The organism is Oceanobacillus saliphilus (genome assembly GCF_023522835.1).
GTDB classification, from domain to species: Bacteria; Bacillota; Bacilli; order Bacillales; family Amphibacillaceae; genus Oceanobacillus; species Oceanobacillus saliphilus.
In genome coordinates, this window is the sequence record NZ_JALCZU010000010.1 from 68240 (window position 1) to 84533 (window position 16294).

The following is a 16294-nucleotide window of genomic DNA, read 5'->3' on the forward strand; positions in this document are numbered from 1 at the left end:
AATACAAGCAATTTGCATGGTTCGAAATAAAATACATTAAGAAGGAGGATAAACATGTATAATGATTATTTTTTTATTGCCGATATAACCGGTTCTCAAGAAGCACCACCTGTATACACGGATGCTGATGGTGTTGCCATGTTCAGTGTCAGCAGTGATCAAAAGAAAATTCGTTTTCGATTAGAAGTAAATAACCTAAAAGATTTTCTACAGGCAACTATTCATTTAGGACGCAGAAATATAAGCGGTCCTGTCGTTATCCTTCTATCAACACTAAATGATCAAGCTATACATTCAAACAAAATATTAATAGAAGGTTTCCTAACGGCCAAAGACCTTATTGGACCACTCAAAGGGAAAGCATTATCGGAATTTGTTGACCAGATGAGCGCTGGAAAAGCATATGTCAATGTCCATTCCATGAAGCATCCCGATGGAGAAATTCGCGGCAAAATAAAACAGCAGTAGGGAGTGTTTCCTGTCACTCCCGTAATTTATATATGGACAAGTCCAGTCATCTCCATATATATATACATTCAATCACATACAATTTTCCGTGAAATCCACTTTTTGGTACCTAATCCATAAAATCTACAAATCTTCATGAACATTTTGTGAATAATTTCTCATAGTGTTGTGTTTTAGAATTTCTGAGATTACTATATATGTTATGTTCTGAGCATTTAAGTAACTGAAACAATACTCATCTACAACGTAGAAAACTTGGTTGTCACCGAGACTTTTGGTGACAACCTTCGTTGCACTTATGCAGATAGGAGAGTTTCATCCTTTCCTGTCTGCCAACAAAGAAAGGGGTATATAGATGAAATTAAAATGGACTTTTTTAACAATTATTATCACTATTGCCACAGTGTTAACGGGTTGTGAGCCGTTATTAGTCCTGGACCCTAAAGGACCACAGGCTGCAACAACCGCAAACGTCATTTGGATTTCGATCATAACGATGGCAATTGTTGTTGTTGTCGTGCTGGTGATGCTAACGAATATGCTTTTCAAATATCGTGCTTCAAAACAGCCGGACGATTATGAGCCTCCACATATTGAAGGAAACAAATACGTAGAAGGAATTATCGTTGGGATACCAATTCTAATTGTAGCTTTCTTGTCTGTCGTTTCGATTATTTCAACTTATCAAGTTGAAGCAACACCTGAAGGTTATGAAGATCAGGAACCTCTCGTTATATACGCCTCTTCCTCAAACTGGAAATGGCATTTCAGTTACCCGGAACAGGACATAGAGACGGTTAACTACCTGTTTATTCCGACAAACCAAGCAGTGGAATTCAGATTGTACTCTCACGGAACAATTACGAGCTTCTGGATACCACAACTCGCCGGTCAAAAATATGCGATGGCTGACATGGTCAACACATTACATCTAGCTGCTGAAGTACCAGGTGATTACATGGGAAGAAACGCGAACTTTAATGGGGAAGGTTTTGCGGAAAATACATTCAATGTTACTGCAATGCCACAGACTGAATTTGATCAATGGGTAGATGACATTCATGCAACTGCAGACCCGTTGACAGAAGAAACATTTAATGAATTATTAGAACCTGGTCATCTTGGTCAGATGACATTCACAGGAACTCACTTAGAATTCGCTCCCGCACCAGAAGGAGAAAATGGCGGACATCATCATGGTTCCCCCGACGATTCAGAAGAGGAAACCCATGACCACGACGATGAACACGATTCCGACAGTGAAGAAACAGAACATGAAAATCACTAATCACTACGAATCAACAACATATGTAATTAGACAAACTAAAAGACTCTCGAAAGGAGTTAACTAGACATGGAATTTTTTGAAAGATTCGCCGTTCCTCATCCAAGTCCGATGATTTATGCTTCCATGGTTGCCATTGGTCTCGTAATCATCGCAATTATTGCAGGTTTATCTTATTTCAAAAAATGGGGTTACCTATGGAATGAATGGTTAACAACTACCGATCATAAACGTATCGGAATTATGTATATTATATCTGCCCTACTCATGCTTTTCCGCGGTGGCGCGGATGCGGTCATGATGCGACTGCAGACAGCCGTACCTGAAAACACATTTTTGGATGCACAACATTATAATGAAGTTTTTACCACGCATGGCGTAGTCATGATCATCTTCATGGCGATGGCCTTTATTATCGGTTTAATGAACTTTGTTGTCCCTCTCCAAATTGGAGCAAGGGATGTCGCTTTCCCAAGATTAAATGCACTTAGCTTCTGGTTATACTTTGCTGGTGCAATGCTATTTAACATTTCCTTTGTTATTGGCGGATCACCCGATGCTGGTTGGACCAATTATTATCCGCTGGCAAGCACTGATTTCAGCACATCTGTCGGTGTAAACTACTATAATTGGGCACTGCAGATATCCGGAATCGGTACACTCATTTCCGGGATTAACTTTATCGCAACGATAATGAAGATGCGAGCACCAGGTATGACATTGATGAAAATGCCAATGTTTGTCTGGTCAGCACTGATTACAAACGCCATTATCGTTTTCGCTTTCCCTGTCTTGACTATTGCCCTCTTGATGGGTACATTTGACCGTCAACTTGGCACATTTTTCTTTGCAACAGATAACGGCGGAATGGATATGATGTGGGCCAATCTGTTCTGGATTTGGGGCCATCCTGAAGTTTATATTTTGATTTTGCCGGCTTTCGGTGTGTATAGTCAGATTATCGCAACATTCTCCGAGCGTAATCTTTATGGTTACACATCAATGGTTGCATCCATGGTAGTTATTTCCCTATTGTCGTTCCTTGTATGGGTCCATCATTTCTTTACAATGGGACAAGATGCCATGACAAACAGCATTTTTTCCATTACAACGATGGCCATAGCCGTACCGACAGGTATTAAGATATTTAACTGGCTGCTGACGATGTGGAAAGGGAAAATACGATTTACGACGCCAATGCTTTATTCCGTAGCATTTATTCCGCTCTTCACAATTGGTGGAGTTACCGGAGTCATGTTGGCTATTGCAAGTGCAGATTACCAATATCATAATACGATGTTCCTAGTAGCTCACTTCCATAATGTAATCATTCCTGGTGTAGTATTTGCCATGATTGCAGGTCTCATCTACTGGTGGCCAAAAATGTTCGGCTTCATGCTGAATGAAAGAATCGGAAAATGGGCATTTTGGTTTATCGTTGTAGGTTTCTGTCTCGCCTTCTTCCCTATGTATATAACGGGGCTGGACGGACAGGCAAGACGTATGTATACGTACTCTGAAGCTACTGGTTTTGCTCCATTGAGCATGCTGTCCTTCATTGGTGCAGCATTACTTGCAGTCGGTTTTGCGATTATCGTCTACAACATCTATTACAGTTTCCGCAACTCTCCAAGAAACATCGGAAGCGACCCTTGGAACGCACGTTCATTGGAATGGGCTACACATAACCCGGTTCCAGAATATAATTTTGCCGTAACACCGGAAGTAGTTTCTTCCGAAGCTTTATGGGATGCCAAAAAACGTGGACACAAACTTTTCAAAAACAAAATTGAAAAAATCCACATGCCAAACAATACTGGATGGCCAATCATTATGGCTGGACTGTTCTTCGTATTTGGATTCTCATTCGTCTTCTTCATCTGGTCGGGTGTGATCATTTCCGGATTGGCTATTCTAGGATGTATGGCATACCGTTCATTTAAACAGGATGATGGTCGCTATATTCCAGTGGAAGAGATTAAGGAAACAGAAGATAAATTTGGAGGTGCTAACGAATGAAAATAGATTCTACACAGCATCTTGAATACAGTACAGAACAAAACCGCATTAATATACTAGGTTTCTGGATTTTCCTCGGTGCTGAAATCATGCTCTTTGCAACACTTTTCACCTCCTATTTTGTCTATGAAGACAGAATTGGAAATGGACCTAGTGGTGCGGAAATTTTTGAAATAACACCTGTATTAATTGAAACAATCTTGCTTCTAACAAGCAGTTTTACAATCGGTCTCGCCATTCATGCGATGCGCATCCAGCGTACAAAGGCAATGCTTGGATTCTTTGCCATTACCCTTGTACTTGGAGCGGCCTTCCTTGGCGTAGAAATCTATGAGTTTATCCATTATTATCATGTTGGTGCAACATTGCAAACAAGTGCCTTCACTGGCATTCTGTTAACGACACTTGGTACACATGGTGCGCACGTGATGTTCGGTTTGTTCTGGGGAATATTCATCTTTATTCAAATTAAAAAGCAAGGCCTCACTCCCCAAACGGCCAATAAATCATTTATATTCTCGCTGTACTGGCATTTCCTTGACGTCATGTGGATCTTCATTTTCAGCTTTATCTACCTGAAAGGAATGATGTAACATGAGAGAACTATTTCCGATGAAACAAGTCAATGGTTTTATTTTCTCCCTGCTGCTGACGGTTGTAGCACTTAGTGTCTACTTCCTTGAAATGTCGTTTCAATTAGGAATGACGATTCTTATCGTTACGGCATTTGTTCAGGCAGGCGTTCAGCTAATCATCTTCATGCATGCTGGTGAAGGTGAAGATAAAAATGCAATCTATACAACCTTGTTTTACGGCGGGTTCCTTGGTCTCGTTACCGTTTTAGGTTCCCTCTTGGCAATGATCTGGGGATATTTATAAGTTAACAACAATTTTATTAAGCACAAAAACGTCTGGATTTATTCCAGGCGTTTTTTTATGCATTAAATTCTAATTACCACAGAAAATTTTCATTAATAGCTCCGAGCTACTTTAGAAAACTTGGCAACTGCCTAAGCCTTTGAGCCTATACCTTAGTTACACTTATGTAAGGAAGGAAGTTTATACTTTATTACTTGCGAACAAAGCCAGCTACTGAGCATGTTTATTATTTTTCGTCGTCTCGATTTCTAACAAGACACTAGCTTATACACGTAAAATTTGAAGGAATATGCTAGTAAAGACAGGAGGTGATAATATGTCGACGTCTTATGATTCCTTTCTCCAAGCCGTTGCAAACATGGAAGATGCATTAGCCAGCACATTAAATGCCGCTTCAAGCGCACCTAATCTTAGCCCTGGACAGCTCGAAAGACTATTGAGATTAATTATCAAAAAGGAAATTGTCCTCGAGTTTCTTCTGGATGAATTCCCAAGAAATACCGACTAATTTAGTAGTTTAAAAACACACAGCTGCACTAGTGAAAGCAACTGAAAAGGTGCTTTCTCTAGTGAATTTCTGTATGTAAAAAAAACTTAAGAATGGATGAGTCATTAATGGCCCAACAAGCCCAACAAGTCGAGCAAGAAAATTTTCTCGGATCTGTAGTAAATATGGAAAATGCACTGGCAAATACGTTAAGTGCGGCTTCTGCTTCACCTAATTTCAGTCCACCTGATTTAGAAAGGCTGTTACGACTGATTATCAAATAAGAGATCCTATTAGAATTTTTGTTGGAAGAAGTATTTCCGCCAGATGAATGCCCGTGTAAGTATCGTTTGGGCGCTTCCAATGTGAATGCTACCGTAACCGTTACTGATCCCGAGGGAGTAGACACCACATTTACCGGTACGATCAACTTAACAGCAATACAATGCTTTACCGGCGGACCAAACTGCAATCCAAACGTAGATAACTTTAACCTCACCTTTGTAGGTACAGGTGACGATTCAGGAAATACCATTAACTTCGTACAAGGAAGAAGAGGAACGATTAGTTGTGTTGATGATATTATTGCCATAATGGAGAACGGCACAGCAATGGCAGCAGGAAATGTGCTTGATGGAGACTATACTGTTGATTTCACTTATACAATTATCCCAGATACTGGCACAGCAGAAGTTGTCTTCACTGCAACAGGAACAGATGTTACTGTATTCACAACAACGTATACTGCAGATGTTTCTCCACAGACATTCATCGGTGAATGCGGTGACACAGTAGGACCACAAGATTAAAGTCAATGATGCTCTTTACAGAAAAAACATCCAAGTTGCAATTAAATAGATAGGAAAGTTTTATATTTTACTACTCTACAAAGAAGGCCACCTTACCAAGGTGGCCTTCTTTCTGATGTCTGTCATACTTATACCGCACACTTTTACATGTTACGTATTATGAAAATAGTTCTTTCTTCCGCTTTTTACCCTTTTCAATTGTTTCTTCAGTCGCAACGAGAAATATCCCCATAATAAAGATAAAGACAGCCCCCATTACCATACCGATGCCAACACCAGTCACAATTGATGAAGCGTTTACAAAATAGCCATAAAGAAATAATGGTGATCCAATTGTAAGTAGCGTAGCACATATATACGATGTTACTTTCAGTAATTTTACATTTACATCCACGCACATCATCCCCTTTTCTTTATATTATTCATCCCGTTCACTAATTTGTCAAATAAATATGTCTATTTATCGAAAATTATATTTTAATCTTGACAAAAGAAACTTCACTAAAATGTAACGTTTAACTTGTAAGTATTGTCAATTACGTCAACACAAATTGACAAAACGTCAACATTTAGGTATATTTTTTACTAATTGATTTATTTTAATGACAACATCATCTCATTCCATAAAAGGAAGGTAATCGGCATGGAAAGTAATAATGAATTCGGAACACTATTAAAACAATTACTCAAAGAAAAAGCACTCTCCATGCGGAAACTCAGTGAACTAACAAGTATCGATACTGCCACGATTTCCCGGATTGCAAATGGAAAACGAAAGGCAAATCTAAACCATATGCAGAAGTTTTCACAATGTCTGGATGTTCCTGTAACAAAGCTAATGAAAGCTTCCGGTTATCCTATAGATAATATTGACAAAGAGCTCCCATCCGAGACACAAGCATCGTTTCGCACCTTAACGGCAATGTTGGAAACTTCCAACCTTTACCAGGAAGATGTTTCAATGGAAAAAATTGAACAGCACATAGCGAACTATCAGGAATATAGCCAAACAGAACAAGGAAAACATACGATTTTGACAGACTTTAAAGAGAAACTGAATAAAGTAGGTAGCATCGGTCCTTATATCCGCCATTTGGAAGAGATGTTCGATAAATTCAAAGATCGGAATGGGACGAGATATGAACTAGCATTAATGGGAAGTGCACTGCTTTATTTTATTTTTACCGTCGATGTCATTCCAGATTATATTTTTCCGATTGGTTATTTGGATGATGCGATTGTCGTCCAAACGGTTTTACAATTATTACGATTAAAATAATTTAACTATTTATTAATTACACAAAAATGGGGAATTTCTTATGCTGCAACGACCATTACGAATTGACTATACATTACTATCCATTATTATTTGTCTGTTTATATTTAGTTTACTGGCCGTCAATAGTGGTTCCGGCCAATATAATCCTGAAGATCCCTACTACTTTGTCATACGACAAGTGATCTGGTACATCTTAGGCTTCACCATTATGATCGGTGTCGCATTGTTTGATTATGAATTACTGGAAAAATGGGCACTTCCATTATATGCCGCAGGAGTGGGCTTATTATTGCTTGTCCATTTCTTCGGGACAACGAAAAACGGATCTCAAAGATGGATTAGTTTAGGCTTTATTGAAGTTCAACCGTCCGAATTTATGAAAATTTTCTTAATCCTGGCGTTGGCTGCCACACTGAGTAGGATTGGTAAAGATAGAATCTCTTTTAAAAAAAGTATTCCAATTACAATAAAATCAATCCTGTTGACAGTTGTTCCATTCGTACTGATTTTAGTTCAGCCTGATTTAGGTTCCGCTCTGATGATAGCCGCTGTTTCCATAACGTTGATCTTCATCTCCAGTATTTCTTCAAAAATGATTTCGTTATTATTAATTTCCATGACTGCTATGCTAGGATTTTTAATATTTTTGTATAGAGTATATTTTGATATTTTCACAACCATTTTCAAACCACATCAATTAGGCAGAATTTACGGTTGGCTCAGTCCCCAAGAGTTTGGATCGGGCTACGGCTATCAATTACAGCAATCGATGCTTGGCATTGGGTCCGGTCAGATTACGGGGGCTGGGTTTAATCAAGGGGTTCAAGTGCAAAATGGTAAAATTCCGGAAGCACATACGGACTTTATCTTCGCTGTCATCGGTGAAGAGTTCGGTTTTATCGGAGCGAGTATATTAATATTTTTATACTTTCTATTAATCTATCGAATTATCACCATTGCTCTCAAAGCCAATAACCTATTTGGCGTATATATTTGTGTTGGAGTTATTGGTCTGATTGCATCTCAGGTTTTTCAAAATATAGGAATGACCATTGGGATAATGCCAATTACAGGTCTTGCCTTACCGTTTCTCAGTTATGGTGGAAGTGCCCTATTTACGAATATGATGGCTTTAGGATTAGTGATCAGTGTTCATTTAAGGTCAAAAGATTATATGTTCAGCAACAAAACCACTTAGACTTAAATTAAATCTCCAATAGGAGGGCAACATGATAGTAAATAAACTTAAAAAGATGGACTATTTATTAATTTTTACCATCTTTTTCTTAACTTGTTTTGGTATTATGATGGTATATAGTGCCAGTTTTCCGATAGCAGCCATTCATTATGAAAATCCCGCGTTTTTCCTAATGAGACAATCCGTTTGGTTTATTATGGGAACTGTTTTGTTTGTAGCAGCTGCAATTATTCCTTATAAAATTTACGGGAAACTGAGCCCAATCCTTGTGATTACCTCACTTGTTCTCCTGATTCTTGTATTAATACCTGGAATTGGAGTGGAAAGAAACAATTCGCAGCGATGGATTCAGATTGGATCGTTTGTGTATCAGCCAACTGAAGTCGTAAAGCTTTTCATGATTATCTATTTTGCTTATTTTTATGCAAAAAAGCAGAAGTATTTTAACCAATTTAATAAAGGGGTATTGCCGCCGCTTGTTATCTTGGCCTCTGTCTTCTTATTAATATTAAGTCAACCTGATCTTGGCTCTGCCGCGTTAATATTGGTTGCTTGTGGACTGATCGTATTTTGCTCTGGGGTTAAAAGAATCCATTTATTTTTAATGGGAAGTATAGGTATATTAGGAATCAGCTACTTTGCGTTTACAACAGAGTATCGATTACAGCGCCTCACCTCCTTCCTGCACGCTTTTGAAGATCCCGCAGGTCATGGTTACCAATTGGTTAACTCCTATGTTGCTATTGGCACAGCAGGAATATGGGGAAATGGACTTGGTAACAGTGTGCAAAAGCTAGGATACCTTCCAGAAGCCCATACGGATTTCATAATGTCCATTATTTTGGAAGAACTTGGTATAATTGGATTGGCAGTTGTCATCGGATCGTATCTTATCATTATGTTTCGCGGCATTCATATCGCAAAAGCCAATAAAGATATGTTTGCCAAGCTGCTCGCTATCGGTATAACATTTCAAATCATGACACAAGCTATTTTAAATTTGGGTGCAGTATCCGGTATGCTCCCGATTACAGGGATTACATTGCCTTTTATCAGCTATGGCGGTTCTTCATTGGTAATAACAATGATATCTGCCGGAATCCTTGTGAATCTGTCAGCAAATCGGACTCCCTAAATTGTAGTTTATTTTTGGAGAAGGAGTAACTTAACATGTCCCTAAGCATGTCAGAAAATGAAATTTTACTCGCAATCATTCAGTCCCTTAAAGACGGTAAAAAGACGAAGTTTCAAGCCATTATTGATGAATTACAGCCTTATGATATCGCTTATCAGTATAACCAAATACCATCAAAGCACATAAACAAATTCATTATTTATTTGACGCTGGAACAATTGACAGATCTGATCCAGGAATTGGATAAAGAGGAGCAATTGAATGTCCTACATAAATTAGGAGTCGAGAAATCGACCAAAGTTCTCGACCTGATGGAAAATGACGATGTCGCCTCTTTAATAAGTGAATTAGAACCCGAGAAAATCGAAGAACTATTGTCTGAAATGAAACAGGAAGAATTGGATATTGTACAAAATCTGATGAAATACCCTGCGGAAACAGCAGGAAGAATTATGAACAACCGTTTCGTCTGGGTCCCACAGAGTTACACGATCCGGGAAGCTGTCGACAAGCTGAAACATTTCGCCGAATTTTCCGAGTATCTAAACTACTTCTATGTCATTGACGATCAGAAAAAGCTGGTCGGTGTTGTATCCTACAAAGATTTGCTGTTAGGAGAAATGCAGGACAAAATTGAAGATATTATGTTTAGCAGGGTCGTTACAGTAAATGTCGATACAGATCAGGAAGAAATAGCGAAACTGATGAGACGCTATGATTTCGTATCCATCCCGGTTATTGAGGGAGATCATAAATTGGTAGGTGTCGTTACAATCGATGACATTATGGATGTTGTCTATCAGGAGGCAAATGAAGATATTGAAAAATTATCCGCTTCCGGTAAAGCAATCGATTTTAATACAAAACCAGTGGTTGCTGCCTATCGCCGTCTACCATGGCTTATTTTATTATTATTTATCGGTGTCGTCTCCGGCAGTATCATTAGCGGATTTGAGGACACATTGGAACAGGTCGTTGCCTTGGCCTTCTTTATGCCAATGATTGCCGGAATGACCGGTAATACAGGCACACAATCCTTAGCAGTCGTCGTACGAGGTTTAACTACGGAAGACCTCAATTTTAAACAAGCTATCAAACTTATTTTTCGTGAATTATGGGTAGGAATTATGATTGGTATTGTCTGTGCCATTCTCATTTCCATTATCGCCTATGTATGGCAAGGAAGTTTTACATTAGGAATCGTTGTTGGTGGCTCATTGCTTCTCACGTTAATTATTGGTACATTGACAGGTACGATCATTCCATTGGTTTTATATAAGTTAAATGTAGATCCTGCCGTAGCTTCTGGTCCACTTATTACCACCATTAATGATATTCTTTCTTTACTTATTTACTTCGGTATTGCTACGATGTTTCTTACACAGCTTGTCTAAATGTACGTTGAAAAATAGATAGCTTTTTCCCTGTATTCTAATTATAATATTCTTGATATGATAATTAGAATACAGGAGGAAAGCAATGAGACGTTTAGCATCGTTACTTATAGCCATTATTATTGTAATCAGCGTTTTACCAGGTGCGGCTTTTGCAATTGAGGCAGATGAACCGGAATTCCAGGAATTTTTGGAAGGTATTGGCTGGCAGGAAGAAGAATATATTGAATATCTTGAAAGTAAGAACTGGTACCTGGAAGACTTCTGGTATGTGGATGAGCTCGGATTGCCACTTACGGACGAATCGATTCAACCTGTACTCGAAGACTTTAATATGACCCGTGAAGAGCTTCATGATCTTCTCTATGAAAATGGAGAGCTTTTAGAAGGGCAGGATGTACTGGAAAGTGAATGGATTGTTTTCACTGAGGATCTCTGGTACACGATCGATTATTATGTAAACGGTTGGACAGAAACACCGATTGACGATGTTAACCTCCAGGAACTGCTTGATTTTTATGGTTTTGAATCACGTGAGGAATTAGAGACTTTACTGAATGACTATCACGAAACATTGGAAGACTATGCATATATCGAGGATCTGGAGTATGCAATTGATTTATATATGTATGAAGACGAATACTATGAAGATGAATACTCCGATGAAGCCTACGGGATAACACCAGCTTTTGAAGCTATTGACGCCTTACTTATTTTTGGACCAATCATCATTCAGCTTTTATTTTTCTAAATAATGAAACTTGCTTAGAATTAATCCCCTTCACTTTGTTTGAAGGGGATTAATTCTTTTTTGGCAAATAGGAAAGTTTAAACTGACAAACCTGCATACGTGGAACGAGGGCTGTCTCCGATAAGCATGGTTAAGATCCACTTTTCGAACGTCCTTTAACTAGCTAACCTATTAAATTATTTGACTGGTCGTATAACCTTTTGTCTACATCTGTCGAAACTATTTACCTTTTGTTTGTTTTTTGAGATAATTCATATCGTGCTAATTTTACTTTAAGATGAAGGTGAAAAAATGATAACAGAAGAAACCAAGATAGATAGAGAATCCATTGTGCTTATGATTGTCAGAAAAAGAAACGAAATGCTCACGCTCGCCGAAAGAAATGGCCTGTCCTCCAACGAGACGATAGCATGCAGTCAGGAACTCGACTCATTGCTTAACAACTTCAATAAATTCATATAGTAGATACGCGTTCAAGAGAATTTGAATGGCCCTTTACGCTCAATAAGTACTGTACGAAGACTTCGTACTTATCCGCAAAAAAAGTACCGCTTGTATAGTTACAAGCGGTACTTTTTTTGCAGATTAGAAAGGATGAACTTACCAAGCCTTGCATAAGAGCAACTTGGCTGTCACTGAAAGGCTTGGTGACAACCAATTTTTCTAATATGTTATCTATTAACTGCCCATTTTTCTGCGTGTATTACTCGGCTTTTTTGTTTGCTGACTTTGCATGCGCTGTGCAGGACTATTTATATTGCTATTATTTTTATTGTTGACTTGTGCCTGTTTTTTCCTTTCGAGCTGCTGTTGTACAATTTCTCTCGTGCTTAATTTCTTTTCGCTGGACATATATTGTCTCCTCTAATTCGTATTGCCTCTATTATATTATGATAGAGGGTTAGAAAGCTATCTTTTTTATGAACCAAAATTTTGGAATATTATTTTTCAGGATGCCAAAACATTGCCAAGGTTCCTTCTCCCCCATGCACTGCAAGGGATGAACTGATATCTCCAATGATAATTTTCAACCCTGGTATTTCCTGTTGAATCTTTTGCTTTAATTGTTCTGCTTTTTCTACTACATTTCCCTGCATAATTCCTACCTGTGTTACATTGTTTTCCGTGCACGATTCCTTTAACAAGGATACAAGTCTATTTGTTGCTTTCTTTTCGGAACGAACACGCTCATATACTCCGAGTTCCCCACTTGTATTGATAGCAAGAATCGGCTTAATTTTAAGGAGGTTACCCAACAGAAATTGTGCACCGGACATTCTTCCACCTTTATACAGCTGTTCCAGACTCCCAAGCAATATTAAATTTTTTGAATGGGCAGCTTCCTCCCTTAGGTTCTTTGCAATATCTCTCACATCTACATCCTCAGCTGCCATTTTAATGCCTTTTTCGATAAGCATGGTAAGTGCAAAAGAAAGTGATAAAGAATCAATAATTTCCACATCAAAATCTGCTTGGTCTTTGCCAGCTGTGGAACTGGAGATTGTTCCACTTAATTTGGAAGACACGTGAATCGCTATCGCATGATCATAGTCCTTCTTCAACTGCTCATACAATTCTTTAAATTTGCCAACGGAAGGTTGAGAGGTTTTTGGCACCTCTTTATTCGTTCGAATGATGTCATATAACTGGTCAGTCGACAATGCAGCACCATCTTCATATTCTTTTCCTTCTGAAATGACAACCATTGGTACAACATATATATCAGGATGCGCACGCAATTCCTCTGTCAGGTATACCGTGCTGTCTGTTACAAATGCAATTTTTTTCTTTTCCATGTTCAATCCGCTCCCCTCATATCTTAATACAGATTATACAGGGAAAATGAAATAATACCAACTTTTAATAACAGGTACTAATCTGGAGAATTACATCCAATGAAGGACTAAGAAAAAAGAAAAATAGAAACGTCACGCATTAGGTGCAAAAAGCGCAGGCGATTGGTTAGATAACTTGGTTGTCACCAAGTCTTTTGGTGACAACCTTCGTCGCTAATAAAACAGAACTTAACTTCTACCTCCCCTTATTGTCAATACCACAAGAGGATACTCTTAAAACCCGTGAACGGAATCATTCTTTTACGATAAGTTAAGCCTATATTTACAATTCTTTGCCTCTACCGAAATCTTGAAGAGGAGAGCAAAATGTCCGCTAATTCGAGGAAAATAACCTTTTTCCTCTTTCCTCCAATTGATATTGCGTTCTATCCTTGGTATAATAAATTGGTCTTATAAATAATGAGGGGGAACTATTTTTGTCAATCGAAGTAGGAAGTAAGGTAAAAGGTAAGGTTACAGGCATCACTAATTTTGGAGCATTTGTAGAATTACCCGGTGGCACAACTGGTCTCGTACATATTAGCGAGGTAGCTGACAGCTATGTAAAGGATGTAAATGATCATCTTACTGTAGGAGACGAAATTGAAGTAAAAGTAATCAGTGAAAAGGATGGTAAAACCTCCCTTTCCATCAAAAAAGCAATAGACAGACCTGAAGGCTATTCCCAGCGTCCAACACGTCAAGGGAGAGACAGCAGAAACTCCAGAGACACCCGTCCAAAAGGGAATTATAAACCAAAGGAAAGTTTTGAAGATAAAATGGCTAATTTCTTAAAAGCCAGCGAAGAAAATCTTTATACTCTCAAACGCAGCACGGAATCAAAACGCGGCGGAAGAGGCGGACGACGCGGTTAATTCGTAATGAATAGGCAACAAATAAAGGCAGGCCTGTAATGAATCGGCTTGCCTTTCTGTTTGTCACTGATTGGATAAATTTATACTTGCTTTGTTTTGAACCAATTCGCCAAATAATCAGTTGCATATACATCATTCGGATAATCAATAAAATCTGTGTCTCCATCTTCATATAAAAATCGCATAAATTCATTTAGAGCTCCCATGTACTGTTCATATAAAAATTCAAAGCTAACAGTTTCCTTTGGCATCTCATTGCCTGCACAAACCAAGGGATCTGTATAATTCATATACGTACGGCATGGGATTGGACGAATCTCATACGCCATACATTGATTTGTTTCCGTGTTTAACATCGCACAGGGAATCTGGCTTTTGATATACGTCGATTTAAAATCATCGTCAGTATCAGTATCCAAAGCAGGCATTCGGTCCAGCTTCTCCCCATATTTCCTATAATACCTCGACAGATGGGACGTAACAGCTTCCTTTCTCTCTTCCGAAAAATTTTCGATTGCCTTCTTCATCAGTTTTGCTTCCATCTCATTAATGATAATTGGAAAATAACAGCAAAATGCACAACCCATCCTGCATGTAGGCTTCATTTCAAGTACCTCTTCCATACTAGTTATCTCATTACTCACAACCAGAAGCAACTCTTCGAAACTGGCTAACAGCTTTTTTTCTGTCGTCGTCTTCTCATCAGCCCATTTTTCTACTACCCGATAAAACTTTTCTTCATCTATTTCATACACATCGCTTAATCGTTCACATTTTGTTTGAATTTCCTCATACGTAAGAAATTGCAGTTTTTCCATTACTATATACTCCCCGCTTCATGCAAAATAATACACCTATTGTTAACTATTTTCCTCCCCATGTAAACCTTATTTTCATTTATAAATGAAAATAACCTGAATATCTCTGAATTTGTATGTAAGAAAACGTAGCAAAACGTTAAGCCCACGCTTATGCAAAAAAATAAGCATATACTTTCTTTCCTGCAATAAAATGTGCTTTGATTCTACTTTAAATAGCCTACCATCTTTTTTCATGACGATAACCCATTTAATTCTCTGTAAAATCAACGTATACCCTGATATATATGTCCGTTAAGCTATTTGAGCCGTTGCATATACTATCCTGTGGCTTTAGAAAACTTGTCAAACGCCAAGCCTTTGGGCGGATGCCTTAGTTGCACTTATGTATATAGGAAAGTTTTATACTTTCCTATATACCAAGTAGAATCATTCGGAGGTGAAAAGATGTCCTTTGAACATTTTCATGCAGTATGCCATAGAAACAGAGGCAGAGCTGTTGAGATAAGAACACATGATGGAAGAATTCACAGAGGGATCATTCGTGATGTTGATGATAGTAGAGTATATTTACAGCCGATGTGTCGGGATAGAGGTTTATTTGGCTTTGGGTACGGATATGGCTATGGCTATGGCAGATCTCGTTTTGTTGCAGGCATTGCAATCGGAGCAATCGCTACCCTCGTTTTACTGCCTTTCTTTTGGTAGATAAATATTATTAGAAAGCTTGGTTGTCACCAAGCTATTAGGTGAGAGGCTTTGTTGTATTTATACTGGAAGACAATGAACAAAAGCGCAAGCGCCCGTTTAGGGACGTACGGACTGCGCCCCGTACTTTGGGGTGGTTCAACTTGTTGAACATTCCTACGTAGGAGATAAAGGAAACACGGTGACCGTAGGGAGCCGATGTTGACTTATCGTACGGAGGTGAAGGAAGTCTCGCTAGTCCCTGGGCGCTGGAGCTGGACGTGGCCGTTTAGGTGTAAGAATTAATTGCTGCCAAAATTTTATACTTTCTTATCTCATAAGAAAATAAAACAGACGAAAATAACTTCGTCTGTT

20 protein-coding genes are annotated in these 16294 nt (G+C 38.5%); 16 read left to right on the forward strand and 4 right to left on the reverse strand.

Going from position 1 to position 16294, the window contains the following annotated elements; genetic code table 11:
* Nucleotides 1-54: 54 nt before the first annotated feature.
* The 8 genes from MN204_RS15855 (at nucleotide 55) to MN204_RS15890 (ending at nucleotide 5947) form a co-directional block, all read left to right on the forward strand.
* Complete coding sequence (locus MN204_RS15855; RefSeq protein ID WP_249872067.1) at nucleotides 55-468, forward strand: CHRD domain-containing protein; 414 nt, start codon at nucleotides 55-57, stop codon at nucleotides 466-468.
* 355 nt (nucleotides 469-823) lie between these two features.
* The gene (gene qoxA, locus MN204_RS15860) at nucleotides 824-1756 is read left to right on the forward strand and encodes a cytochrome aa3 quinol oxidase subunit II (protein WP_249872068.1); all 933 of its coding nucleotides are present in this window, start codon (nucleotides 824-826) and stop codon (nucleotides 1754-1756) included.
* Between the two features lie 66 nt (nucleotides 1757-1822).
* On the forward strand, nucleotides 1823-3772 hold the full coding sequence (gene qoxB, locus MN204_RS15865) for a cytochrome aa3 quinol oxidase subunit I (protein ID WP_249872069.1): 1950 nt from the start codon (nucleotides 1823-1825) through the stop codon (nucleotides 3770-3772).
* On the forward strand, nucleotides 3769-4365 hold the full coding sequence (gene qoxC / locus MN204_RS15870) for a cytochrome aa3 quinol oxidase subunit III (RefSeq protein ID WP_249872070.1): 597 nt from the start codon (nucleotides 3769-3771) through the stop codon (nucleotides 4363-4365). Before qoxB ends, qoxC begins: the two co-directional genes overlap by 4 nt.
* A 1-nt stretch (nucleotide 4366) precedes the next feature.
* Nucleotides 4367-4651 carry a cytochrome aa3 quinol oxidase subunit IV gene (qoxD, locus tag MN204_RS15875; RefSeq protein ID WP_249872071.1) on the forward strand — a complete coding sequence of 95 codons (285 nt, stop codon included), beginning with the start codon at nucleotides 4367-4369 and terminating at the stop codon, nucleotides 4649-4651.
* Nucleotides 4652-4967: 316 nt separating this feature from the next.
* A complete protein-coding gene (locus MN204_RS15880) occupies nucleotides 4968-5159 on the forward strand; it encodes a hypothetical protein (RefSeq protein ID WP_249872072.1) in 192 nt (63 codons plus the stop codon).
* Nucleotides 5160-5266: 107 nt separating this feature from the next.
* A complete protein-coding gene (locus MN204_RS15885) occupies nucleotides 5267-5422 on the forward strand; it encodes a hypothetical protein (RefSeq protein ID WP_249872073.1) in 156 nt (51 codons plus the stop codon).
* Nucleotides 5423-5440: 18 nt separating this feature from the next.
* Entirely contained in the window at nucleotides 5441-5947 is a 507-nt protein-coding gene (locus MN204_RS15890) for a hypothetical protein (protein WP_249872074.1), read from the forward strand.
* A gap of 157 nt (nucleotides 5948-6104) precedes the next feature.
* Here MN204_RS15890 and MN204_RS15895 read toward each other — a convergent pair whose 3' ends face one another.
* A complete protein-coding gene (locus tag MN204_RS15895; protein ID WP_249872075.1) occupies nucleotides 6105-6341 on the reverse strand; it encodes a hypothetical protein in 237 nt (78 codons plus the stop codon).
* 249 nt (nucleotides 6342-6590) lie between these two features.
* Here MN204_RS15895 and MN204_RS15900 point away from each other — a divergent pair, with 249 nt between their 5' ends.
* The 6 genes from MN204_RS15900 to MN204_RS15925 all read left to right on the forward strand — a co-directional run bounded on the left by MN204_RS15900 (nucleotide 6591) and on the right by MN204_RS15925 (nucleotide 12166).
* Entirely contained in the window at nucleotides 6591-7226 is a 636-nt protein-coding gene (locus tag MN204_RS15900; RefSeq protein ID WP_249872076.1) for a DUF1232 domain-containing protein, read from the forward strand.
* A 40-nt stretch (nucleotides 7227-7266) separates the two neighbouring features.
* Nucleotides 7267-8424, forward strand: coding sequence for a rod shape-determining protein RodA (gene rodA, locus MN204_RS15905; protein ID WP_249872077.1), 1158 nt, complete (start codon nucleotides 7267-7269; stop codon nucleotides 8422-8424).
* Between the two features lie 31 nt (nucleotides 8425-8455).
* Entirely contained in the window at nucleotides 8456-9559 is a 1104-nt protein-coding gene (gene ftsW / locus MN204_RS15910) for a putative lipid II flippase FtsW (RefSeq protein WP_249872078.1), read from the forward strand.
* 35 nt (nucleotides 9560-9594) lie between these two features.
* Nucleotides 9595-10953 (forward strand): magnesium transporter, encoded by a 1359-nt coding sequence (mgtE, locus tag MN204_RS15915; protein WP_249872079.1) that lies wholly within the window; start codon nucleotides 9595-9597, stop codon nucleotides 10951-10953.
* A gap of 85 nt (nucleotides 10954-11038) precedes the next feature.
* Complete coding sequence (locus tag MN204_RS15920) at nucleotides 11039-11704, forward strand: processed acidic surface protein (protein WP_249872080.1); 666 nt, start codon at nucleotides 11039-11041, stop codon at nucleotides 11702-11704.
* Nucleotides 11705-11995: 291 nt separating this feature from the next.
* The gene (locus tag MN204_RS15925; RefSeq protein WP_249872081.1) at nucleotides 11996-12166 is read left to right on the forward strand and encodes an aspartyl-phosphate phosphatase Spo0E family protein; all 171 of its coding nucleotides are present in this window, start codon (nucleotides 11996-11998) and stop codon (nucleotides 12164-12166) included.
* A gap of 216 nt (nucleotides 12167-12382) precedes the next feature.
* Here MN204_RS15925 and MN204_RS15930 read toward each other — a convergent pair whose 3' ends face one another.
* Together MN204_RS15930 and MN204_RS15935 are read right to left on the reverse strand one after the other, a co-directional pair.
* Nucleotides 12383-12556 (reverse strand): hypothetical protein, encoded by a 174-nt coding sequence (locus MN204_RS15930; protein ID WP_249872082.1) that lies wholly within the window; start codon nucleotides 12554-12556, stop codon nucleotides 12383-12385.
* Between the two features lie 89 nt (nucleotides 12557-12645).
* Complete coding sequence (locus tag MN204_RS15935) at nucleotides 12646-13500, reverse strand: DegV family protein (protein ID WP_249872083.1); 855 nt, start codon at nucleotides 13498-13500, stop codon at nucleotides 12646-12648.
* 476 nt (nucleotides 13501-13976) lie between these two features.
* Between MN204_RS15935 and MN204_RS15940 the strand changes: the two genes are divergently transcribed.
* On the forward strand, nucleotides 13977-14414 hold the full coding sequence (locus tag MN204_RS15940) for a S1 domain-containing RNA-binding protein (protein WP_249872084.1): 438 nt from the start codon (nucleotides 13977-13979) through the stop codon (nucleotides 14412-14414).
* Nucleotides 14415-14494: 80 nt separating this feature from the next.
* Here MN204_RS15940 and MN204_RS15945 read toward each other — a convergent pair whose 3' ends face one another.
* Entirely contained in the window at nucleotides 14495-15232 is a 738-nt protein-coding gene (locus MN204_RS15945) for a YkgJ family cysteine cluster protein (protein WP_249872085.1), read from the reverse strand.
* Between the two features lie 447 nt (nucleotides 15233-15679).
* Here MN204_RS15945 and MN204_RS15950 point away from each other — a divergent pair, with 447 nt between their 5' ends.
* Nucleotides 15680-15940: a hypothetical protein gene (locus MN204_RS15950; RefSeq protein ID WP_249872086.1), complete on the forward strand. Its 261-nt coding sequence runs from the start codon at nucleotides 15680-15682 to the stop codon at nucleotides 15938-15940.
* Nucleotides 15941-16294 lie beyond the last annotated feature (354 nt).

What these genes read in the sequence shown, in the direction of transcription:
- MN204_RS15855 (WP_249872067.1), top strand. Translation starts at nt 55, where the DNA reads ATGTATAATGATTATTTTTTTATTGCCGATATAACCGGTTCTCAAGAA.
- qoxA (WP_249872068.1), top strand. Translation starts at nt 824, where the DNA reads ATGAAATTAAAATGGACTTTTTTAACAATTATTATCACTATTGCCACA.
- qoxB (WP_249872069.1), top strand. Translation starts at nt 1,823, where the DNA reads ATGGAATTTTTTGAAAGATTCGCCGTTCCTCATCCAAGTCCGATGATT.
- qoxC (WP_249872070.1), top strand. Translation starts at nt 3,769, where the DNA reads ATGAAAATAGATTCTACACAGCATCTTGAATACAGTACAGAACAAAAC.
- qoxD (WP_249872071.1), top strand. Translation starts at nt 4,367, where the DNA reads ATGAGAGAACTATTTCCGATGAAACAAGTCAATGGTTTTATTTTCTCC.
- MN204_RS15880 (WP_249872072.1), top strand. Translation starts at nt 4,968, where the DNA reads ATGTCGACGTCTTATGATTCCTTTCTCCAAGCCGTTGCAAACATGGAA.
- MN204_RS15885 (WP_249872073.1), top strand. Translation starts at nt 5,267, where the DNA reads ATGGCCCAACAAGCCCAACAAGTCGAGCAAGAAAATTTTCTCGGATCT.
- MN204_RS15900 (WP_249872076.1), top strand. Translation starts at nt 6,591, where the DNA reads ATGGAAAGTAATAATGAATTCGGAACACTATTAAAACAATTACTCAAA.
- rodA (WP_249872077.1), top strand. Translation starts at nt 7,267, where the DNA reads ATGCTGCAACGACCATTACGAATTGACTATACATTACTATCCATTATT.
- ftsW (WP_249872078.1), top strand. Translation starts at nt 8,456, where the DNA reads ATGATAGTAAATAAACTTAAAAAGATGGACTATTTATTAATTTTTACC.
- mgtE (WP_249872079.1), top strand. Translation starts at nt 9,595, where the DNA reads ATGTCCCTAAGCATGTCAGAAAATGAAATTTTACTCGCAATCATTCAG.
- MN204_RS15920 (WP_249872080.1), top strand. Translation starts at nt 11,039, where the DNA reads ATGAGACGTTTAGCATCGTTACTTATAGCCATTATTATTGTAATCAGC.
- MN204_RS15925 (WP_249872081.1), top strand. Translation starts at nt 11,996, where the DNA reads ATGATAACAGAAGAAACCAAGATAGATAGAGAATCCATTGTGCTTATG.
- MN204_RS15930 (WP_249872082.1), bottom strand. Translation starts at nt 12,556, where the DNA reads ATGTCCAGCGAAAAGAAATTAAGCACGAGAGAAATTGTACAACAGCAG.
- MN204_RS15935 (WP_249872083.1), bottom strand. Translation starts at nt 13,500, where the DNA reads ATGGAAAAGAAAAAAATTGCATTTGTAACAGACAGCACGGTATACCTG.
- MN204_RS15945 (WP_249872085.1), bottom strand. Translation starts at nt 15,232, where the DNA reads ATGGAAAAACTGCAATTTCTTACGTATGAGGAAATTCAAACAAAATGT.
- MN204_RS15950 (WP_249872086.1), top strand. Translation starts at nt 15,680, where the DNA reads ATGTCCTTTGAACATTTTCATGCAGTATGCCATAGAAACAGAGGCAGA.